The sequence below is a fragment of the Providencia sp. genome, assembly GCF_052096715.1.
Taxonomy (GTDB): Bacteria; Pseudomonadota; Gammaproteobacteria; order Enterobacterales; family Enterobacteriaceae; genus Providencia.
In genome coordinates, this window is sequence record NZ_JBQDNB010000011.1 from 69,566 (window position 1) to 90,301 (window position 20,736).

Here is a 20,736-nt window from a genome sequence, read left to right on the forward strand (position 1 = left end):
TGAATGATTTTGAATGATTTTGAATGATTTTGAATGATTTTGAATGATTTTGAATAATATAGTTGTCCTAAATAATTCAAGTTATAGCAAGGCGGCAAATGATGATAGCCGAGGAGCATACACAAGTATGTGACTCGGATAGCTGAATGAAGCCAACACAGCTATAGCTTGAAGTATGACGGACAACAAAATAGGAAGGCGGAATAGAGCATTACCCCTATTCCGCCAGCGACGTCTTATCTAACTTGCTATCTACCTATTTAGATATAATTATCTATAGTTAGATAGGTGGCGCCTCACTCAACGTGTCGTCCTGTGTTTGATAAAGCCCGAAGACAAATATCTGTAGTGTTGGACGGTAGGCACCTTACTTCGGCATCATTCTTGCTTTATGTGGTATGTACCCAACTAATCTTGGACCTACATAATAAATTGAATGAGCAACTGAATATTATTATGCACAACCCGTGCCAACTTTTCAATATAAATTTTATTTCGCTGATAAATAACGATTTTTAATTTAATCCTAATTTAAACCTATATCTCTTTTGATAAAGGCCCCCTCAAATCCTGATTAACTGTCTCTTATTAAAGACACTCATATTACTCATTTTTAAAACTCTTACTTATCAATAAGATAAATGTCGCCTTTTAGAGACAAGGAATATCGTGTTTGTCGCTAATTTTATACAGCTATCAAAATAATCCCCCCCAACATACAGATTACTGATGCTACCTCAAGCATTAAGTGTAAATAAAATTAATTAATTTTAATAGTTATCATTTAAAGTGAAATAAAAATAAATTGAAATTTTAATTAAAAATCAATGTATTGAATATATTATTTAATATTTAACAGTAATAAATATTAATTTGAAAATTAAAAATAGATACAGATACTTAAATATAACACCTCACTAAAACCCACCAATAGGTAAAACGATGAATAATTCATTAGCGATAGAGGCTAATCCTGGCAATATTGATGCAGGGCTACATGTTATAGAACAAGCGACGGGGTATACATATCAGGCAGCTTTACGTGCCGCCGTGATTTTAAATCTTGCCGATATCTTAAAGACAGGTCCCAAAACGGCTCAGCAGATAGCTTTAGAAACAAATACTCAAGCTCCTATCATTAAACAAATATTACGTTTATTAGCCACACGAAACATATTTAAAACGATAAAAGGTGAAGGTTTTGCATTAACCCCTTCCGCTGAATTTTTACTCAGCGACCACCCTTACTCTGTTCGCCAAGCTATTTTAATGATGACTGATAAAACATTTTGGATGACATTGTATGAATTAAGCGACATGGCAGCCGGCAAACCCGTTTTTACAAATCGATTTAAAGAATCTTTCTACGATTATTGGGAAAAAAATGATGATAACCCCAACGGATTTCATGAAGGTATGTCCTCGCTTTCAAAGATAGAAAATAATTACATCGTAAAAAGCTATGATTTCCCAGAAAACATAACCATTGCTGATATTGCTGGTGGATTTGGAGGGCTATTACTTGAAGTGTTAAAAACAAATCCAACAACTAACGGTATTTTATTTGATAGAGAGCACGTACTCGCTAAAAATATACTTCATTTACTTGGTAATAATACTCGCTGGCGCGTTCAACCCGGCTCATTTTTTGAAGAATGTCCTGAAGCCGATATTTACTTGTTAAAGTACATTAGTCATAACTGGTCAGATGAACAAACAGTACAAATTTTTAAAACAATTCGCCAAGCCATGTCCCCCTCTTCCAAACTGTTATTGATTGAAAATATTATCACTGAAGATGACCAACCTTATTTTGGCCATGAACTGGGGTTAATTTGTACAAATCTATCTGCAGATGCAGGGGAACGTACTGCGATAGAATTTAGCCAATTACTTACCTTAGCCAGTCTTAAAATCAATCGTATTATCAATACAAATGCACACCATTATATTATTGAAGTATTACCACTTTAATTAAATAGCCCCTCACCCTCATCATCATGAGGGTGTCATGTCTAACTCTATTGTTAGCATCAACCCAATACATACCCCATTCCCCTAGCCGATTGAAAGCAAAATATATTTAGCAGATACAGGTCAGAATTCTAAACTATCTCTCTAGCTTATCTCTTCTTATATTGATATAAGATTTAATAAATACCTTATTCATCAGACAATAATAAATGATAAAAATAGCACTTATTGATGACCATGTTGTTGTACGTTCCGGTTTCGCACAGTTATTAACCTTAGAATCTGATATCGCCATTGTTGGACAATATGCCAATGCGCAAGAAGCTTGGCCTAACTTGATTAGTCTTGATATTGATGTCGCGATTATGGATATTTCAATGCCTGATGAAAACGGATTACAACTGCTAACACGCCTACGTCAAAAAAAACCTGATTTTCGAACCATCATACTCAGTATCTATGACACACCAGCCTTTGTGCAAAGCGCATTAGATGCCGGCGCAAGCGCATATTTAACCAAACGCTGTGGCCCAGAAGAATTAGTTCAAGCCGTTCGCTCAGTTCATCAAGGGGGGTGCTACCTGTGCTCCGATGCAATGAAAGCCCTACGACATTCACCACAACAAAAGCAAGGAATGCAAGAACTCACGCCAAGGGAAAAAGAAGTTTTTAATTTATTAATTGCAGGGTTGAGCGTCAAAGCAATTGCGGAACAGTTAAATCTCAGCCATAAAACAATACATGTGCACCGTGCCAATGTGCTAGGAAAATTACAATGTGAAAATACGATTGATCTTGTTCACTATGCCTTAGAACATAATCTCATTTCACGGTAAATCACCCCTGAAGGTCGCTATTGATGACTAAAAGCACTCGTTTGCTATTACAGTCGATTTTTCTACTTTTCACCTACTCATTAATTTGGATTGGGTTGTGGATTATTGGCTTTTACCTGAGTCAAAATAGCTTTCAAGCAACCTTATTTTTACCTCAAGGCCTGAGACTGGCCCTGATGATTATTCTATGGCGCCGCTATTGGCCAACATTACTGCTTTGTGAGGGTTTGCTAAATTATTGGCTAGCAGAAGAACAATTGTTAACGCAACCTATACTCTTGCTATCCCCTTTACTGAGCTTATGTGTTGCATTCATCATTCAGCATATTTGGTGGCGTTACACACTATATTGGCAACGTCTGCTGCTACTATTAGCGGGAGTTGCTGCAAATAGCGTACTCCACGCCCTTTTATTCAGTTGGCTCTCTCAATTTTCTATCAGCCAGTTATTCTTAACGACATTTACGGGTGGAATACTTTTATCACCATTTGTTTATCTCATTTATGAATATCTCCATGAACAGCATTATCAAATGTTACTTGATTACGGGACATCAGATAAACAACTACGCACCTCTTTGATTGTTTGGTGCTTTCTCTTTTTTGTTGTTGGCCTCAGCGCCCAAGTTTTTTTTGCACCCGAAATTGAACGGCTCATTATTTTACTTGTTTTCATTCCCAATGTTTTTATGGCTTATCGCTATGGTTGGCAAGGTGGCGTGCTGTCTGCCTTACTTGGTAGCTTAATTATTACTTTTGCACGTCAATTTCATGGTGCCTTTGCCGATTTACAAGAGCTTGAAATGTTTTTAAGTACTCAAGCACTCATTGGTATTGGCCTTGGAATAGCGATTAGTCGTCAAAAACAGCTAGCGGGTAACTTACAACAATACAGACAACGTTTAGAGCAAGAATTAAAAGCTCGCCGTGACCTAATGCGCCAGCTAGTACATACCGAAGAAGATATTAAAAAAGCCATTGCCCGTGAGTTACACGATGAAATTGGACAAAATATTACTGCGATTCAGATTCAGTCAATGCTTGTCAAAAAAACAGCAACAGACACTCTCAGTAACCAAGCTGCAAGCCAAATTAATGAACTCGCTCAACAAATCCATCAATCTACTCGTCAACTTTTACGTCAACTCCGCCCTCCCGTACTCAATGAGATGTCACTTGAAAAAGCGCTAACACACCTTATTGCTGAATTTTCATTTGAGGAAAATAATATTCAATGTGATTTTCATTATGGTTTACAAGAAACCCCTGCAAATGAAACCATTTTGTTTACCCTTTATCGTTTAGTCCAAGAGTTATTAAATAATATTAGTAAGCATGCCAAAGCGACACAAATCCAAATCTCACTAGAACAGTATGGTGACTCGATACAGCTAATTGTTAATGATAATGGAGTTGGCATTCCATTTAGCAAGCGAACCAGCGGGTTTGGTTTACGTGGAATAGAAGAACGCATTCGAGCGCTAGGCGGCGACTGGACACTGACAACTCAAGGCGGTACAAAAATAATTGTTAACTTGCCCACACTTTGAAACTAAAAAGCTAAAAACTAAGAATAATTCCTAGTCTCCTAATACCTTATCTCATCCATTTTGTTAAAAATTTGATTACATTTTGCCAAACGGGAGAAATGCCACCATGACAGGCAAAAATACCACCGATATCGATAATTCATACCATTTTTGGCGTCGTAAATTGATGCTATCGATGATTATTGGTTATGCCACTTTTTATTTGACACGAAAAAGTTTTAATTTCGTCATGCCCGTCATGCAGGCCGAGTTATTTTTAGACAAAAGTGATATTGGTTGGATAGCAACTGCCTTTTATTTAACTTATGGGTTCTCGAAATTCTTATCGGGGATTTTTCATGATATCACAGGCTATCGCTGGTTTATGGGTGTTGGTCTTGTCATGACGGGAGTTCTCAATATCGTATTTGCTTATTGCCTTTCTTTTCCTGCATTACTGATTGTTTGGACATTGAATGGTTTTTTTCAAGGTTGGGGATGGCCACCTTGCGCTCGAATTTTGACACATTGGTACTCTCGTAACGAACGCGGATTTTGGTGGGGATTGTGGAATATATCTATCAACCTCGGTGGCATGTTACTTCCACTATTAACCGCATTGCTCGCTACTCACTATAGTTGGCAAATGGCATTAATCGTCCCTGGAATTATTGGTGTTGTCATTGGACTCTGGTTATGTCGCCAGCTAAAAGGAACACCCCAAGAAGAGCAATTACCGACCGTTGGGCAGTGGCGTCACGATGTTTTAGAACTACGACAAGAACGTTTATCGCCGCCCTTACCAATGTTGTCCATCTTGAAAGAAACGATTTTATTTAACCGTATGATTTGGTTATTAGGTTTTTCTTACATTTTAGTTTATCTGATCCGCATGGCGATAAACGATTGGGGAAATCTATGGTTAACCGAAACCCACGGTACAAACTTACTGAGTGCGAATGCCACTTTATCTTTATTTGAATTAGGCGGGCTACTCGGCGCGGTATGTTCAGGTTGGGGTTCTGATATTTTATTTAAAGGGCAACGCGCCCCGATGATTTTGCTTTTCTCCTTAGGCCTCGTTGTTTCGGTTAGTGCCTTATGGTTAACGCCAATTCATCACTACGCATTATTAGCTGTATGTTTTTTCGCTATTGGCTTTTTTGTTTTTGGACCACAAATGTTGATCGGTCTGGCTGCTACAGAATACTGTCACAAACAAGCAGCCGGAACGGTAACTGGCTATCTTGGGTTGTATGCCTATTTAGGCGCTGCAATCGCAGGGTGGCCGCTCTCTCAAGTCATCGCAAATTACGGTTGGTCGGGAATGTTTGCCCTACTTGCCAGTGCGGCGGCGTTGATGGGGCTACTGCTAATGCCTCTTTTGATTGCAAATGTTAGCAAGCGGGAGCATTTAGCAGGCACTGTTTCACTCTCTAACAATAAGACCTAAATTGTTTTTTATATTTATTCTGATCCGATACTAGAACCTAAATAAAGGACTGACAATGAAACTGAAAACTCTCTCTACACTTATCGCTGCGGGCTTATCACTGGCAGCAATTTCTACCACGGCAAATGCAGCAGGACGACTGGTTGTTTACTGTAGTGCGACCAATGCAATGTGTGAAACTGAAACTCAAGCTTTCGCTAAAAAATATGATGTTAAAACAACATTTATACGTAATGGTTCAGGCAGCACACTGGCTAAAATTGAAGCAGAAAAACGTAATCCACAAGCAGACGTTTGGTATGGCGGTACGTTAGACCCACATTCGCAAGCGGGCGAAATGGATCTTTTAGCAGCCTATAAATCACCAAATCTTAGCCAAATCATGCCACAATTCCAAGATCCGGCTAAACGTAAAGGAAACTACTCCTCTGCGGTTTACATTGGAATCTTAGGTTTTGGCGTTAATAAAGATCGTTTAAAAGAAAAAGGTTTACCAATCCCAACGTGCTGGAAAGATTTGATTAAACCTGAATATAAAGGTGAAATTCAAATTGCAGATCCACAAAGTTCAGGTACAGCTTATACCGCTCTTGCCACTTTCGACCAACTTTGGGGAAATGAGCAAGCGTTTGATTACCTTAAAAAATTGAATAGCAATATTTCACAATACACCAAATCAGGTATTGCCCCTGCACGTAACGCCGCCCGTGGCGAATCTGCAATTGGCATCGGCTTCTTACATGATTACTCATTAGAAGTTGAAAATGGCGCACCGTTGGAACTTATCGCCCCATGTGAAGGTACTGGCTATGAAATTGGTGGCATTAGTATTTTGAAAAATGCACGTAATATGGATAACGCCAAATTGTTCGTTGATTTTGTTTTATCTAAAGAAGCACAAGAGTTGAGCTGGAAAGAAGGTAAATCCTACCAAATCTTAACCAATACAACCGCAGAATCTTCACCTATTTCATTAAAACTCAATGACCTGAATTTAATCAATTATGATATGGATAAATACGGCGATGCTGAAATCCGTAAAAATCTTATCAACAAATGGGTTACTGAAGTCAAAATGAGCAAATAACGACCAAAGTGCGGTGTTAATACACCGCACTGAGCACTTACTAAATAATAAATACAATAATTACATCTAAATTAATTTTAGGTGCGGGTAGCTTATTATCTTTAATCACTACCTAAGTAGTTAATTGATAAATATATTTAAATAATAATTTAATTACGTCCTAAATAGTTTGAGTGGCAATAAAACGGTAAGGGAAGCGATCGATTAGGTCGCGGAAGCAGCCAATACCATTGCAACATGAAATATGACGGACAGAGGGAAAAACAATGCCTCAAACCCTAACTTTATCAGCCTCAAATAAAAAGGATACGACATTCCTTTGGCTGCTAATCGCTTGGCTTGGCTTCGCTTTATTGCCATCTTGGAGCCTCGACTATGGCTTACTTGATTCGACACAAGATGAAATATTGTCCGCTTACGGCTGGAGTAATGTGAATATTAGTTGGCTTTGGTTCTTATTGCCTTCTATTTTATTTATTCGCCCATTAACACCGGCGGATCGCCATCATAAAAAACGCCATTATTTTGATATTGCCGTTGCCGTTATCACCGCTGCGGTGGTTATTTTAACCTCTTATTTTGAAGGTAAAGGACTCGGGTATTCCACTATTATTCTGTTCATTGCCCTTGGTATGGTGATGACGCTTGCGCTGACTCGATTAGAGTGGCTTGGTGGTGACCAATTTGTCATTGGCTCTTTGATAACCGTTGTTGTGTTAATCGCACTCTTTATCGTGTTCCCAAGCATTGCGATTTTCGTTCCGATGTTTACCGATGGTAATGGAAATTTTGCTCCATTTGCTTTTGTCGCTATTCTCACACAGTCACACATTATTCAAGTTATTATTAATTCAGTATTTTTATCACTGGCAGTAGGTGCAGGCTGTACCTTCTTCGGTTTAATATTAGCTATTTATACTTCAAGAATTGCGAAACGATCAGCCATTATTGGTCGTGTTTTCTCAATTTTACCCATTGTAACGCCACCTTTTGTTGTTGGCTTAGGCGTTACCTTAATGATGGGACGTTCAGGTTACATTACTGAATTTATGGCCGCTTATATGGGGTTAGAAAACACTAACTGGCTATATGGTTTTACCGGTATTTGGTTAGCGCAAGTATTAGCGTTTACCCCGATGTCGTTTATGATTTTAGATGGGGCGATTAAAACTATTCACCCATCATTGGAAGAAGCGTCTTATACATTACGTGCAAATCGCTATCAGACTTTCTTCAACGTCTTTATGCCGTTATTAAAACCCGCACTGGCAAATGCCTTTTTGATTGTTATCGTTCAATCATTAGCTGACTTTAGTAACCCACTAGTTTTAGGCGGTAACTTTGACGTTTTAGCGACGCAAATTTACTTCTACATCACGGGTTCCCAACTTGACTATCAAGCCGCAAGTACCTTAGGCGCCTCATTATTAGTATTCTCATTACTGGTATTTTGCGTACAGTATATGTGGATTGGCAAACGCTCTTATGTCACGGTGTCCGGCAAATCTTACCGTGGTGATGTGCAACCATTACCAAACTCATTAGTTACCATTGTCACAACTTTCTTAGCTATCTGGGTCGCATTCAATGTGTTGCTGTATGGCAGCATTTTCTACGGAAGCTTCACAGTTAACTGGGGTGTGGATTACACCTTAACCTTAGATAACTTCATTAAATTGTTTGGTCAAGGTATGAGTGATGGTGCATGGCCTTCATTACTAGATACTTTACTTTATGCCGCTATCGCAGCGCCAATAACCGCCATACTCGGTCTATTGATCGCATATATTGTCGTACGCCAAGAGTTCCGCGGTAAAAAAACAATTGAATTCACCACCATGCTTTGCTTTGCTGTACCTGGCACAGTTGCTGGGGTGTCTTATATCTTAGCCTTTAATGACTCACCGTTTTATCTCACGGGTACTGCTGCCATTATCATTATTTCAATGACGATGCGTAATGTGCCTGTTGGTATTCGAGCCGGTATTGCAGGACTTGGACAAATCGATAAATCACTTGATGAAGCCTCACTCAGCTTACGAGCAGGTTCAATGCGCACTATTTTCCACATTCTGTTGCCATTATTGCGCCCTGCTATCTTATCCGCGCTGATTTACAGTTTCGTTCGAGCTATTACAACTGTCAGCGCCATTGTTTTCTTAGTCACACCAGACACCCGTGTCGCTACGGCTTATATTCTTAATCGAGTAGAAGATGGCGAATATGGTGTTGCAATAGCTTACGGTTCTATTTTGATAGTGGTCATGCTAGCCATTATTTTCTTGTTTGACTATTTGATTGGCGAAGCCCGTGTTTCACGTTCCAAAGCCAAAAATGCACAGTAATCACGGAGTAATTAACATGACGCAATCAAGTTCTGTAAAAACAACCAGTTTTGTTGAATTAAAAAATATCACTAAGCGTTTTGGCGACAACACGGTCATCGATGATTTAAGCCTTTCCATTCCGCAAGGCAGTATGGTGACGCTATTAGGACCATCGGGTTGTGGTAAAACAACCGTATTACGCCTCGTGGCAGGTCTTGAAAAGCCCACAGAAGGACGTATGTTTATCGATGGAGAAGATGTTACCGACAGATCAATCCAGCAGCGTGATATCTGTATGGTATTCCAATCTTATGCACTGTTCCCACATATGTCTTTAGGGGAAAACGTTGGATATGGTCTTAAAATGCTTGGTTTACCAAAAGCAGAAATTAAGAAACGTGTCGATGAAGCATTAGAGATCGTTGATTTAGCTGGTTTTGCTGAGCGATTTGTTGATCAAATTTCAGGAGGGCAACAACAGCGTGTTGCCTTAGCTCGCGCCCTTATTCTAAAACCTAAAGTACTGTTATTTGATGAGCCGTTAAGTAACTTGGACGCCAATTTGCGCCGCAGTATGCGTGAAAAAATTCGTGAATTGCAGCAACAATTTAATATTACTTCTTTGTATGTTACTCATGACCAAAGTGAAGCTTTTGCAGTTTCTGATATGGTATTGGTAATGAATAAGGGTAAAATTATGCAACTTGGCTCACCGCAAGAACTTTACCGCCAGCCTGCATCCAAGTTCATGGCAAGTTTCATGGGAGATGCAAATATTTTCCCAGCCACATTGACCCATGATACGGTTGATATTTTTAACTATCGCCTGCCGCGTCCCGTTCAGATTGTAACAGATAAAAATCAAGTTACCTTGGGTGTTCGCCCTGAGGCTATTACCCTCAGTTTACAAGGTGATGAGAGCCAGCGCTGTACAATTACCTATGTTGCTTATATGGGACCTCAATATGAGGTAACTGTAGATTGGCATGGTCAATCAATGTTATTACAAATTAATGCCACACAATTACAGCCGTCTGTCGGGGAAAATCTGTACTTACAAATTCACCCTTACGGTATGTTTGTCCTTGAATAATTAATAATAAGTATTGTGAATACCAACAGCCGTCTAATGAAAATTAGGCGGTTTTTTTTAGGTAAAGGATAGTGTGACTTTGTGTAACTTAGTGCTATAGTATTACAGAGTCACAATTAGATTTTGAAGGAGAAAACATGTCAACTACAAGATTAAGGCAACAAGGTGGAGCGGTTGTATTAACAATCCCAAGTGATGTCGCAAATATGGCGGGTTGGGTTGTCGGAATGAAGTTAGATATAGATGCATTTGGTGAATCCGTTTGTATCAAACCAACTAAACGGGTTGCAAGAGGACGTAAATCATTATCAGAGCTACTTTCTGGTATTGATGAAAATGAAATTAAAGCCTTAAATAGCCAGTTAGATAATTCAGATCCTATTGGCCATGAGATTATCTAATGGCTAAAACTAAAAAACCACATAAAGGCCAAATCTGGCATATCAATGGCGATCCTGTTAATGGTAAAGAATTTAAAGGTCCACACTATTATTTAGTTATAACTGACTCGCAACTCAACAATGCACTTGGTACAACACTATGCGCTCCTATTACGAGTGGAGGCAGGACATCACGAACTCAAAGCGTTACAGTCTATTTAGATGGCTCAAGTACAGATACCGGAAAAATTACAGGCTGTGTTCTATGCTACCAATTACGTTCATTAGATTTATTAGCGCGAAAAGCTAACTACTCAGCCACACTTGAAGAAAGTGTATTTGAGGAAGTTTTAGGCAAAATCATCGATATAATCGACCCTCAATAAAAAAAGCACCCATAATGAGTGCTTTTTATTTCTTATTAATTTTTCAATATCAACCTAATTGCTTACGCGCATTACGGAAAATACGCATCCATGGGCTATCTTCACCCCAATTATCTGGATGCCATGAGTTACTCACTGTACGGAATACTCGCTCAGGATGTGGCATCATAATTGTTGCGCGGCCATCAATCGAGGTCACTGATGTAATACCGTTGACAGAGCCATTTGGATTCGCTGGATATTGCTCTGTGACTTGTCCATGATTGTTCACAAAACGCATCGCCACCAGCTTGCCATTTTCTAGCTGTTGTAAATGATCTTGAGCTCGAGTTTCAATTTGCCCTTCCCCATGAGAAACAGCAATTGCCATACGAGAGCCTGCCATATCTTGTAATAACAACGATGGGCTTTTTGTAATCTCAACAAGGCTAAAACGCGCTTCAAAACGTTCTGACCGGTTACGAACAAAGCGAGGCCAATATTCAGCACCGGGGATCAAACTATGCAAGTTAGACATCATCTGGCAACCATTACAAACGCCTAATGACAACGTGTCTGGCCGATTAAAGAAAGTGGCAAATTCATCACGTACTTTAGTATTAAATAAGATAGATTTAGCCCAACCTTCCCCTGCACCGAGTACATCCCCATAAGAGAAACCACCACAAGCCACTAACGTTTGGAATTGCTCGAGAGATAAATTACCAGCCAGTAAATCACTCATGTGCACGTCAACCGCATCAAAACCGGCACGATCAAATGCAGCAGCCATTTCTACGTGGGAGTTAACCCCTTGTTCGCGTAATACGGCAACTTTTGGACGAACACCCGATAAAATATACGGAGCTGCAATATCATCAGCAATATCAAATGTGAGATGAGCATTCAACCCAGGATCTTTAGTTTCCAGTTTCGCGGCATGCTCTTCGTCAGCACAAACTTCGTTATCGCGCAAACGCTGCATCTGCCATGTAGTTTCAGCCCACCATTGACGCAATAAACTACGAGACTCATTATAAACAACAGTATCGCGACTATTGATAATTATCGCATCATCATTAATTGCAGTACCCAAGTAATGAACACAATCTACAAGTCCTGCCTGTGTAAAACAGTCCTCTACATACTGACGATCTTTACCTTCAATTTGAATAACAGCGCCCAGCTCTTCATTAAACAACGCTGCGAGCGTATCCTCATCAAATGAACTGATATCAACATTAATACCACAATGCCCAGCAAAGGCCATTTCAGCTAATGTCACAAATAATCCACCATCAGAACGATCGTGATAGGCTAATAATTTCTGCTCTGATAGTAGCTGTTGAATCGTATTAAAGAAGCCCGCGAGTAGCTCAGGATGACGAACGTCAGGGGCTTTGTTACCTAACTGACGATAAACCTGTGCTAAAGCTGAGCCGCCTAATGCGTTATGACCTTGACCAAGATCTATCAATAATAATGCATTGTCAGCCGTAGTTTTTAACTCTGGCGTTGCGGTTAAACGTACATCTTCAACGCGACCAAATGCCGTTATCACTAATGATAGTGGCGATGTCATCTCACGCTCTTCACCATTTTGCTTCCAACGGGTCTTCATCGACATCGAGTCTTTACCTACAGGAATGGCAATACCGAGTGCAGGGCAAAGTTCTTCGCCAATCGCTTTAACTGCTGCGTATAAACCGGCGTCTTCACCGGGATGGCCCGCTGCAGACATCCAGTTAGCTGATAGCTTAACGCGTTTTAGATTTTGAACATATGAACAAGCAAGATTCGTTAATGCTTCACCAACCGCCATTCGAGCAGAAGCTGCAAAATCAATCAACGCAACTGGGGTTCTTTCGCCAATTGACATCGACTCGCCATAATAACTATCAAGACTCGCAGCCGTTACCGCACAATCTGATACTGGAATCTGCCAAGGCCCTACCATCTGATCACGTGCAACCATGCCGGTTACAGTACGGTCACCAATAGTGATTAAAAAAGTTTTTTCAGCAACAGCAGGAAGATGCAAAACGCGTTTTATTGCTTCATTTAAGCTTATCGCAGTTCTATCTAAGGGCTGTGGCTCCGCTTTTAATGTAGTGACATCCCTTAACATTTTAGGCGCTTTACCTAATAAAACATCCAATGGCATATCAATTGGTTGATTATCAAAATGTTCATCATTTAATATTAAATGGCGTTCTTCTGTCGCTTCACCAATAACGGCAAAAGGCGCACGTTCGCGTTCACAAATCGCCGTAAATACAGGTAATTGTTCAGGTGAGACGGCCATTACATAGCGTTCTTGAGATTCATTACACCAAACTTCTAACGGGCTCATACCCGGTTCATCGTTAAGAATTTTACGCAATTCAAAACGGCCACCGCGACCACCGTCACTAACCAGTTCAGGCATGGCATTTGATAAGCCACCAGCCCCTACGTCATGAATAAATAAAATTGGATTGTCGTCACCTAGCTGCCAACATCTGTCTATGACTTCCTGACAACGGCGTTCCATTTCAGCATTATCACGTTGAACAGAGGCAAAATCTAAATCAGCATCCGATTGCCCTGATGCCATTGATGATGCAGCGCCGCCGCCAAGGCCAATATTCATTGAGGGGCCGCCAAGTACAATTAATTTCGCACCAACGGTAATTTCACCTTTTTGCACATGATTAGCACGAATATTACCAATACCACCTGCTAACATAATCGGTTTATGGTAACCCCGTAACTCCTCGCCATTATGACTATTAACTTTCTCTTCATAAGTACGGAAATAACCCAAAAGGGCTGGACGACCAAACTCATTATTAAATGCAGCGCCGCCCAAAGGGCCATCTAGCATGATATCAAGTGCAGTGACGATACGTTCTGGTTTACCAAAATCCTCTTCCCATGGTTGTTCAAAACCTGGAATCCGTAGATTAGAGACTGAAAAACCAACTAAGCCTGCTTTTGGTTTAGCACCACGCCCTGTTGCGCCTTCATCACGAATTTCACCACCAGAGCCCGTTGCAGCGCCCGGCCAAGGTGAAATAGCCGTTGGGTGGTTGTGAGTTTCAACTTTCATCAAGATATGCGCATCTTCTTGATGATAACGATATGTACGACCATTCGGTTCAGGGAAGAAACGCCCTACTGAAGAGCCTTCCATAACAGCAGCATTGTCTTTATATGCAGACAAGACGTAATCAGGTGTTTTTTCGAAGGTATTTTTAATCATTTTAAACAGCGATTTCGGCTGTTCTTCACCATCAATCACCCAATCTGCATTGAAGATTTTATGGCGGCAATGTTCTGAGTTTGCCTGCGCAAACATATAAAGCTCAATATCGGTTGGATTACGTTTTAAGCCCGTAAATGCATTGAGTAAATAATCAATTTCATCATCAGCAAGTGCCAAGCCCATTTCTTTATTTGCAGTATCTAAGGCTAAACGCCCACCTTTAATGATATCAATCACTTTCAATGGTGCTGGCTGATGCTGTACAAATAGTGCAGAAGCTTGATCAAAAGAGGTAAACACCCTTTCCATCATACGATCATGCAATATTGCGGTGACTTCTTGCCATTGCTTTTCAGTTAACGTATTAGCTTGAACATAGTAAGCAATACCTCGCTCAATTCGTTTGACCTGCGCTAAGCCACAGTTATGTGCAATATCCGTCGCTTTTGAAGACCAAGGAGAGATAGTTCCCGGACGCGGGGTTACTAAAATAAGTTTACCGAATGGTTCATGCTCTGCAAGAGAGGGGCCATAATTTAATAGGCTGCTCAGTTTTCCTTGCTCACTATCACTCAACGGCGCTGATAATTCAGCAAAGTGCATATATTCAGCATAGATATCCGTTACAGGGAGCTGTTTTTCAGTAAACAGTGCCAAAAGGCGGGTAATACGAAATGCTGATAGAGCAGGTGAACCACGCAAAATTTCCATCGTCTTTATTTCTCTCTTTTAAACGCCAGCCCTGATCATGAAAGCAGGGAAACCGACACTATTATAAAGCAATGTTCATCAATACGAAACCGTTTGCGTGATTAAAAAAAAAGCGATTAGTGAAATATTATTATGTGCTAAATAGCATAATATAGGTTGCACCGATCATAATAGTTGAGCAAAATACCTAACCACTGGAATTATAACCATTACTTAATTATTTTTTCTTTTTTAAATTTTTTTTGAATCACTACACCAGCAACTACACCAGTTAATGCACGAGAAATAACTATTTGAATAACTTAAAAGTTAACTATTTAATTATCGTGGTCATTGCTTTACTGGCTACTATGATCATCGGCTTCAACATTCGATGGTCAAATACGCAAGATTCTCAAGTCAATAAAATTCTATCTCAAGGGGAATTGCGTATTAGTGCCGTTAGCTCGCCACTTATCTATATCGATGAGCAAAAACAGCTTCGTGGTTTTGACTATGAGCTTGCTCAAGGCTTTGCTGCGTACTTAGGAGTGAAGTTAAAAATCACCATCAGACCCACTTTCGAACAAATTTTTGATGATTTAGACAATGGCACCGCAGATATTGCAGTAGCTGGCTTGTTATATAACAAAGATAGACTACAGAAAATGAAAACGGGGCCGAGCTATTTAAATGTAACTCAGCAACTGGTTTACCGCAAAGGTTCAACTCGTCCTAGATCTTTTAATGATATCAACGGCAAACTGATGGTTATGTCAGGTACCGCTCACGCAAGTACTTTAAAAAGGCTCGCTAAAGAATACCCAAACCTAAAATGGGAAGAAAGCTCAAAGTACACTACAAATCAATTACTTGAAATGGTAGCAGAGGGTGAGATTGATTATGTATTGGAAGATTCAATTGCCATTGCACTGCAACAACGCATTCATCCGCAAATCGCTGTCGCTTTTGATTTACTCGACGATCATGCCATCACTTGGTATATGAGCCGTAATCAGGATGATAGTCTAGATGCGGCATTACTCGATTTTTTCAATTCAAGCCACGAAACTGACTTACTTGCTCGTCTAAATGAAAAATATTTTAGTCATGTCAAAACATTCGATTATTTTGATACCCTAACATTTATCAGTGCAATCAATAATAAATTACCTGAATATCAGCCTCTATTCGAACGATACGCAACATCACTAGATTGGAAGCTACTTGCCGCCATTGCATGGCAAGAATCTCATTGGGATCCGCTAGCCACCTCTCCCACAGGTGTTAGAGGGTTAATGATGCTAACTAAGCCCACCGCAGCGACAATGGGGATCGCCGATAGATTAGATCCAGAAGAAAGTATCAAAGGGGGGGCTGCCTATCTTGAATATATTATGGAGCGTCTGCCTGAGTCCATTGAGGAAGACGACCGTATTTGGTTTGCTTTATCGGCTTATAATATGGGATATGGCCATATGCAGGATGTAAGAAAGCTCACTGAAATGTTAGGCGGAGACCCTAACCGCTGGCTGGACGTCAAAGCAAGGCTGCCACTACTTACACAGAAAAAATATTATTCTCAACTCCCTTACGGTTATGCACGAGGCCATGAAGCATACCGATACGTGGAAAATATCAGGCGTTATCATCAAAGCTTAGTGGGATACTTGGAAAATAAAGATAAAAAACAGCGTACATTAGATATCGCACAAAAATCATTAACCTATATTATTTCACCTGAGTTATCTGAAAACAACAAAACAGGGGAAACTGAATCAGTTCAACATGAAAAACAGATACCTACGGAAGAAAAAGTCAGTCTTCATTACGTTGAGTCAGTTAACTCAACACAAAAGACACCTCTTTTTACTCCTGAGATTAAACTACCTTTAAAACCGCAATTTGCATCAACTATCCCTTATCAGCCCACTGATACCAACCATAGCGCAACCGCCCCATCAACTGAGGCAATTTCTAATTGAAAATGAGTAAACAAAACAAACCTAGAAATAGAAATAAATAAGAAAAGTGCAAAAAGGAACTAAATTGATTGATTCTTTTGCAGCTTTTTCTGCGCCCTGCGCATTTTAAAAAAAGCACTTAGCATAGATGAGCATCTTTCTGCCAAAATCCCCCCAGTGACTTCCACATAATGGTTTAAACCTACCTGTCCCATAATATCGATGTAAGAGCCACAAGCTCCTGTTTTAAAATCTTTAGCACCATAAACGACACGCCCGATACGGCTATGGATCATCGCCCCTGCACACATAATACAAGGTTCCAAAGTAACATAGAGCGTGGTATCAAGCAGACGATAATTACTAAGAACTTGTCCTGCTTGCTGTAATGCTATCATTTCTGCATGAGCGGTAGCATCATGATTGCGGATAGAGCAATTCCATCCTGAAGCTATAAGTTGGTTATCCTTAACGAGTAATGCGCCAACAGGGATTTCTCCAGCTTGTTGTGCATTTTGAGCTAGCTCAAGCGCTTGTTCCATCCAATATTCATCTATTTGTATTTGTGTCACTCTGACCTCAATGCTCTACTTATTTAGCCTTAGATTATCACGAAATGTCAGAGTGCCCACAACTTGAAATATTATAGCTCTTCATGACTTATTTAAATAAATTATGCTAATAAATTAATCGGTTATAATATCAATTACTAAAAATAGCCAATTTAGCGGCAAAACCCATAAAAAAAGCGCCAACAGTACAATTACCTAACTTAGCTAAAACTTTCTTTTCACGTAAGAAGCGGGCAATTAAGTAACCACTAAAAATAAGAAGGCTTAAATATAAAAAACTGACAATTTCTAAAATGGTCGCTAAAACGAGATAGGGAACCCAAGCGTGAGAATAATTAAAATCAATAAATTGAATAAAAAATGAAATATAAAATAAAATTGCTTTTGGGTTGGTCAAACTTAGCACCAATGCCCGAGTAAAAACTTTCTCAGTTTTGACCGCAACCATACCCACGTGGGCTGTAAGTGCCTTTTTTTGGAAAAACGTGGCATATAAAATTTTGCCGCCTAAGTATAAAAGGTAGGCAGCCCCAAGATAACGCACAATGGTAAATAGTGTCGGAGACGCTTTAATCAATGATGCGACTCCAATAAAGGAGAGAAAAATCAACATAGCATCCCCTGTAAATACACCTAGCGCTGCGCGATAACCCACTTTAGTACCATGTGAAGTACTTGTTTTTAATACATATAGAGAATTTGGACCAGGTACAATAATGATAAGAACTAACCCTGCTAGGTAAGTCCAAAAATTTAACACCCCTAGATTCTCAAACATAGAACACCCTTATGATTTTTTCGTTATTATTACCACAACTACTATTATTTGTGAATATTTATAATATTAATTATTTTTATATTATTAATGTTCATATTAGAGGCTAATAATAAAAATTATTTTTAAAATATAATTATTTAAATATGATAAACGTGATTTTAAAATCATGTTAATTCATTTTAAATATAAGGAAAATAAAATGGTAGTTTATAAATCAACAGTCCAAAAATCAGGCTTTGAAGATTTTTACCCAACAACACTCGCATTCTCGGCAGCTAAAAAAAACTTCTTCTTAGGTCATTCAAAAGATAAATCATATACTGTTTATTCCCTAGCAGATAATGGAAAAATTGATGATAAAGCACCGATTCAAAAAGGAAAGTTACTTTCTTATTTGAGTAATCTGCAAGCTTTTTATGACACGACTCAAAATAAACAGTTTTTATACGGTTACAACTTAGAAACTAAAGTTTTTCAATTTTATCAAATAGCTGATAATGCAAGCATTACTTTATTATTAAGTGATGAGTTCGCCGTTGAAAACACTATAAAATCAACAACCATGTTCCTATCAGGTGGTATCCTTCATATCTTTATTCAAGCTGAAAATAATAAAGAATGGTATATTTATAAAGTTAATTTTGTTGAAGCATAATATTTTTTTACAATAAATTAATAGTAAAGGTTGAGAATTACCTTAACCTTTATTTTTCACATAATCATAATAATATTATTACAAATACTATTTAATATTTAGTTAAATCCAATTTAATATAATTATGAAAAATAATATTAATTACTAACCATCAATTTTTGTTTACATTCTAATAATTAAGTATTCAACTTTTCTATTTCAGTGTAGAATAGCGGCCATAAGACAATATAAAAACAGATTTTACTGATAAAAATGGCACTATTAATTACTAAAAAATGTATCAATTGCGATATGTGTGAGCCCGAATGCCCTAATGATGCAATCTATATGGGCAATGACATTTATGAGATAGATTCAGATTTATGCACTGAATGTATTGGTCACTATGACAAGCCAACTTGCCAATCCGTATGTCCTATCACTAATACTATCATTACCGATCCTGAACGTGTTGAGACACAAGAACAACTTTGGGATAAATTTGTGGCCATCCACCACGCAGACAAAATTTAACCTGAAAATTAATCTAATCCCACATTTTAATCAACATTACAGTTAAATGAATAATAACTGTAATGTTGATTTATTTCATTGATAATCAAACATCTTAATTATTGTAAGCTTTCAATAATCACTGTCGCTGATGCATAATGGCGCTCATCAGTAATGGAAACATGAAAATGTGTCGCATGTAAACTAGTCGCTAACTTTAATGCCTCGCCATTTAATGTTAACAATGGTTTACCGAGTTTATCATTAGAGACTTCAAATTGGTTGAATGCAAGACCATTACGAATACCTGTTCCCAGAGCTTTAGCGGCGGCTTCTTTGACTGCAAACCGCTTTGCCAGAAAACGTGCTGGTTTAGTCTGTTGTTGATATTGCATAAACTCATTATCAGTCAAAATTCTTTTTGCTAGGCTGTCTGCCGTACGCTCAATGACTGACTCAATGCGTGCTATTTCAACGATATCCGTACCTAGACCTACAATTGCCATTATTTACGTGCTTCCGTCAGTAAGTTCTTCATATCTGCTACTGCTTGAGCTAAACCACTAAATAGTGCACGTCCAATAATGGCATGGCCAATATTGAGTTCATAAATTTCTGGTAATTGTGCGATGCGTTGAACGTTGTGATAGGTTAAGCCATGACCCGCATTAACTTTAATTCCTTTACCCGCGGCATAAGCCACACCATCACGAATACGACGAAACTCTAATTCTTGTTCCTGCTCTGTTTTAGCATCCGCATAAGCACCCGTATGTATTTCAATAAAAGGCGCCCCGCACTCTTGAGCAGCATCGATTTGCGTATGATCCGCATCAATGAATAAGGAAACCAAAATACCCGCTTCTGATAACCGCTTGATAGCATAAGCCACTTTTTGTTTTTGACCTGCAACGTCCAACCCACCTTCAGTGGTAACTTCTTCACGTTTTTCAGGCACTAAACAACAAAAAGTAGGTTTGATACGACAAGCTATATCAATCATTTCATCAGTCACGGCCATCTCAAGATTCATTCGTGTTTGAATAGTCTCATTGAGTAAAGCAACGTCTCTATCCGTAATATGACGGCGATCTTCTCGTAGATGCACAGTAATGCCATCAGCGCCTGCTTGCTCTGCGACAAATGCAGCTTGTACTGGATCTGGATATTGAGTACCTCTTGCATTTCTTACTGTTGCAATGTGGTCAATATTTACACCTAACAAAAGCTCAGCCATTCTTAACTCCCTATCATTAAATAGTAACGAACTCTTTTATGAGCCATATCCTACTGC

Annotated in this window: 17 protein-coding genes; 12 read left to right on the forward strand and 5 right to left on the reverse strand. The window is 39.0% G+C overall.

Annotation, left to right across the window (positions count from 1 at the left end; all coding sequences use genetic code 11):
* Positions 1-942: 942 nt before the first annotated feature.
* The 9 genes from ACTH6U_RS10810 (at position 943) to ACTH6U_RS10850 (ending at position 11,065) form a co-directional block, all read left to right on the forward strand.
* Positions 943-1,974: a methyltransferase gene (locus ACTH6U_RS10810; protein WP_441832175.1), complete on the forward strand. Its 1,032-nt coding sequence runs from the start codon at positions 943-945 to the stop codon at positions 1,972-1,974.
* Between the two features lie 209 nt (positions 1,975-2,183).
* Complete coding sequence (locus ACTH6U_RS10815; protein WP_434719265.1) at positions 2,184-2,810, forward strand: response regulator; 627 nt, start codon at positions 2,184-2,186, stop codon at positions 2,808-2,810.
* Between the two features lie 23 nt (positions 2,811-2,833).
* Positions 2,834-4,360: an MASE1 domain-containing sensor histidine kinase gene (locus ACTH6U_RS10820; RefSeq protein ID WP_336431046.1), complete on the forward strand. Its 1,527-nt coding sequence runs from the start codon at positions 2,834-2,836 to the stop codon at positions 4,358-4,360.
* A gap of 106 nt (positions 4,361-4,466) precedes the next feature.
* A complete protein-coding gene (uhpC, locus tag ACTH6U_RS10825; protein ID WP_441832176.1) occupies positions 4,467-5,792 on the forward strand; it encodes an MFS transporter family glucose-6-phosphate receptor UhpC in 1,326 nt (441 codons plus the stop codon).
* 55 nt (positions 5,793-5,847) lie between these two features.
* Positions 5,848-6,879: an ABC transporter substrate-binding protein gene (locus ACTH6U_RS10830; protein ID WP_294110564.1), complete on the forward strand. Its 1,032-nt coding sequence runs from the start codon at positions 5,848-5,850 to the stop codon at positions 6,877-6,879.
* 266 nt (positions 6,880-7,145) lie between these two features.
* The gene (locus tag ACTH6U_RS10835) at positions 7,146-9,224 is read left to right on the forward strand and encodes an ABC transporter permease (RefSeq protein ID WP_294110562.1); all 2,079 of its coding nucleotides are present in this window, start codon (positions 7,146-7,148) and stop codon (positions 9,222-9,224) included.
* Positions 9,214-10,299 (forward strand): ferric ABC transporter ATP-binding protein, encoded by a 1,086-nt coding sequence (gene fbpC, locus ACTH6U_RS10840; RefSeq protein WP_441832199.1) that lies wholly within the window; start codon positions 9,214-9,216, stop codon positions 10,297-10,299. Before ACTH6U_RS10835 ends, fbpC begins: the two co-directional genes overlap by 11 nt.
* 137 nt (positions 10,300-10,436) lie before the next feature.
* Complete coding sequence (locus tag ACTH6U_RS10845) at positions 10,437-10,700, forward strand: AbrB/MazE/SpoVT family DNA-binding domain-containing protein (protein ID WP_294110558.1); 264 nt, start codon at positions 10,437-10,439, stop codon at positions 10,698-10,700.
* Positions 10,700-11,065 carry a type II toxin-antitoxin system PemK/MazF family toxin gene (locus tag ACTH6U_RS10850; protein ID WP_294110556.1) on the forward strand — a complete coding sequence of 122 codons (366 nt, stop codon included), beginning with the start codon at positions 10,700-10,702 and terminating at the stop codon, positions 11,063-11,065. The genes ACTH6U_RS10845 and ACTH6U_RS10850 overlap by 1 nt, the downstream gene beginning before the upstream one ends.
* Before the next feature lie 49 nt (positions 11,066-11,114).
* Here ACTH6U_RS10850 and purL read toward each other — a convergent pair whose 3' ends face one another.
* Positions 11,115-15,002 (reverse strand): phosphoribosylformylglycinamidine synthase, encoded by a 3,888-nt coding sequence (gene purL / locus ACTH6U_RS10855; protein ID WP_441832177.1) that lies wholly within the window; start codon positions 15,000-15,002, stop codon positions 11,115-11,117.
* Positions 15,003-15,295: 293 nt separating this feature from the next.
* Here purL and mltF point away from each other — a divergent pair, with 293 nt between their 5' ends.
* Entirely contained in the window at positions 15,296-16,966 is a 1,671-nt protein-coding gene (mltF, locus tag ACTH6U_RS10860; RefSeq protein ID WP_441832178.1) for a membrane-bound lytic murein transglycosylase MltF, read from the forward strand.
* Positions 16,967-17,025: 59 nt separating this feature from the next.
* Here the strand turns inward: mltF and tadA are convergent, their stop codons facing one another.
* Together tadA and leuE are read right to left on the reverse strand one after the other, a co-directional pair.
* Entirely contained in the window at positions 17,026-17,517 is a 492-nt protein-coding gene (gene tadA / locus ACTH6U_RS10865) for a tRNA adenosine(34) deaminase TadA (RefSeq protein ID WP_441832179.1), read from the reverse strand.
* A 130-nt stretch (positions 17,518-17,647) separates the two neighbouring features.
* Positions 17,648-18,295 carry a leucine efflux protein LeuE gene (gene leuE / locus ACTH6U_RS10870; protein ID WP_441832180.1) on the reverse strand — a complete coding sequence of 216 codons (648 nt, stop codon included), beginning with the start codon at positions 18,293-18,295 and terminating at the stop codon, positions 17,648-17,650.
* Between the two features lie 199 nt (positions 18,296-18,494).
* Between leuE and ACTH6U_RS10875 the strand changes: the two genes are divergently transcribed.
* Both ACTH6U_RS10875 and ACTH6U_RS10880 read left to right on the forward strand, forming a co-directional pair.
* Positions 18,495-18,950 carry an XRE family transcriptional regulator gene (locus ACTH6U_RS10875; protein WP_294110548.1) on the forward strand — a complete coding sequence of 152 codons (456 nt, stop codon included), beginning with the start codon at positions 18,495-18,497 and terminating at the stop codon, positions 18,948-18,950.
* Between the two features lie 252 nt (positions 18,951-19,202).
* A complete protein-coding gene (locus tag ACTH6U_RS10880; protein WP_294110546.1) occupies positions 19,203-19,463 on the forward strand; it encodes a YfhL family 4Fe-4S dicluster ferredoxin in 261 nt (86 codons plus the stop codon).
* 98 nt (positions 19,464-19,561) lie between these two features.
* On the opposite strand, the gene acpS is transcribed toward ACTH6U_RS10880, so the two are convergent.
* Positions 19,562-19,948 carry a holo-ACP synthase gene (gene acpS / locus ACTH6U_RS10885; RefSeq protein ID WP_294110544.1) on the reverse strand — a complete coding sequence of 129 codons (387 nt, stop codon included), beginning with the start codon at positions 19,946-19,948 and terminating at the stop codon, positions 19,562-19,564.
* Positions 19,948-20,679, reverse strand: a complete 732-nt coding sequence (gene pdxJ / locus ACTH6U_RS10890; RefSeq protein ID WP_434719270.1) for a pyridoxine 5'-phosphate synthase — start codon at positions 20,677-20,679, stop codon at positions 19,948-19,950. The genes acpS and pdxJ overlap by 1 nt, the downstream gene beginning before the upstream one ends.
* Positions 20,680-20,736 lie beyond the last annotated feature (57 nt).

Coding starts and splice junctions, on each gene's coding strand:
- ACTH6U_RS10810 (WP_441832175.1), top strand. CDS start 943: ATGAATAATTCATTAGCGATAGAGGCTAATCCTGGCAATATTGATGCA.
- ACTH6U_RS10815 (WP_434719265.1), top strand. CDS start 2,184: ATGATAAAAATAGCACTTATTGATGACCATGTTGTTGTACGTTCCGGT.
- ACTH6U_RS10820 (WP_336431046.1), top strand. CDS start 2,834: ATGACTAAAAGCACTCGTTTGCTATTACAGTCGATTTTTCTACTTTTC.
- uhpC (WP_441832176.1), top strand. CDS start 4,467: ATGACAGGCAAAAATACCACCGATATCGATAATTCATACCATTTTTGG.
- ACTH6U_RS10830 (WP_294110564.1), top strand. CDS start 5,848: ATGAAACTGAAAACTCTCTCTACACTTATCGCTGCGGGCTTATCACTG.
- ACTH6U_RS10835 (WP_294110562.1), top strand. CDS start 7,146: ATGCCTCAAACCCTAACTTTATCAGCCTCAAATAAAAAGGATACGACA.
- fbpC (WP_441832199.1), top strand. CDS start 9,214: ATGCACAGTAATCACGGAGTAATTAACATGACGCAATCAAGTTCTGTA.
- ACTH6U_RS10845 (WP_294110558.1), top strand. CDS start 10,437: ATGTCAACTACAAGATTAAGGCAACAAGGTGGAGCGGTTGTATTAACA.
- ACTH6U_RS10850 (WP_294110556.1), top strand. CDS start 10,700: ATGGCTAAAACTAAAAAACCACATAAAGGCCAAATCTGGCATATCAAT.
- purL (WP_441832177.1), bottom strand. CDS start 15,002: ATGGAAATTTTGCGTGGTTCACCTGCTCTATCAGCATTTCGTATTACC.
- leuE (WP_441832180.1), bottom strand. CDS start 18,295: ATGTTTGAGAATCTAGGGGTGTTAAATTTTTGGACTTACCTAGCAGGG.
- ACTH6U_RS10875 (WP_294110548.1), top strand. CDS start 18,495: ATGGTAGTTTATAAATCAACAGTCCAAAAATCAGGCTTTGAAGATTTT.
- ACTH6U_RS10880 (WP_294110546.1), top strand. CDS start 19,203: ATGGCACTATTAATTACTAAAAAATGTATCAATTGCGATATGTGTGAG.
- acpS (WP_294110544.1), bottom strand. CDS start 19,948: ATGGCAATTGTAGGTCTAGGTACGGATATCGTTGAAATAGCACGCATT.
- pdxJ (WP_434719270.1), bottom strand. CDS start 20,679: ATGGCTGAGCTTTTGTTAGGTGTAAATATTGACCACATTGCAACAGTA.